General features: G+C 58.4%; 2 protein-coding genes. Both read right to left on the bottom strand.

The genetic code is table 11. The features are described 5' to 3' along the window. On the bottom strand, positions 1-315 hold a 315-nt coding region (locus ROE7235_RS19735; protein WP_147434297.1), incomplete at its 3' end, for a transposase. Positions 316-376: 61 nt separating this feature from the next. Beyond that, entirely contained in the window at positions 377-739 is a 363-nt protein-coding gene (locus ROE7235_RS19730) for a helix-turn-helix domain-containing protein (protein ID WP_121097756.1), read from the bottom strand. Positions 740-826: the final 87 nt, after the last annotated feature.

The raw sequence follows: 826 nt of genomic DNA, 5'->3' as shown, positions 1-826 counted from the left end.
GATGTCGCGGGCCACAGCACTTCTGTGGGCTGGTAGGTTGTCGAGGATGACGACATCGCCCGTGCGCAGGGTCGGGGCCAAAATGCCCCTGACATAGAGCTCGAACATCTCCCGATCCATCGCGCCATTGATCACACCGGTGGCATCGATCCGATCATGTCGCAGACCTGCGATGAATGTCTGGGTGTTCCAGCGCCCGGCGGGGGCATGATCAATCAACCGGTCACCGATTGGGGCCCAGCCGCAGGTCTTTGTCATGTTCGTCTTTAGGCTGGTCTCATCGATAAAGATCAACCGCTCCAGATGGTTGCGCATGAAAGGCTGGCGACGATTGATCCAGATCGCCCGGTCGCGTGCAACATCCGGGCGTTTCTGTTCACTGGCCCGCAGGTCTTTTTTTGTGCGACAGACCAAGCCGTTGCAGCAAACCGCCCACCGAGGAACGGTGCACCTTGATGCCGTGTTCCTGCTCCAAGGCTGCCCGAAGCTCGTCCAGCGTCGTCGCAGGTCCAGCTTCCATCCGCTCGCGCACCCAACTCGCTACAGGGGCCAGCTTGCCATGGCCACGGCGGCCCTGCGGCTTCGGATCAAGTTTGCCGGTTTCCCGCTTCAGCTTGACCATATCGTTCACGAACTTGATCGAAACACGGAAGTGCGCGGCTGACGACCGGTGCGTGTTGCCTTCCTGTACAAACGCCACAACGCGCTCTCGCAACGCAAGTGGATGTGGTTTGCCCATCTGTTATCTCCATATCTGCTCAAAGACATGGAATCATGGATCATGAAGTAAGGGAATCCTGAATCTGGTCAAACCGGACGCGCTCTA

The organism is Roseinatronobacter ekhonensis (assembly GCF_900499075.1).
Taxonomy (GTDB): domain Bacteria; phylum Pseudomonadota; class Alphaproteobacteria; order Rhodobacterales; family Rhodobacteraceae; genus Roseinatronobacter; species Roseinatronobacter ekhonensis.
This window is presented reverse-complemented; position numbering and strand designations above follow the sequence as displayed.

What these genes read in the sequence shown, in the direction of transcription:
- ROE7235_RS19730 (WP_121097756.1), bottom strand. Translation starts at nt 739, where the DNA reads ATGGGCAAACCACATCCACTTGCGTTGCGAGAGCGCGTTGTGGCGTTT.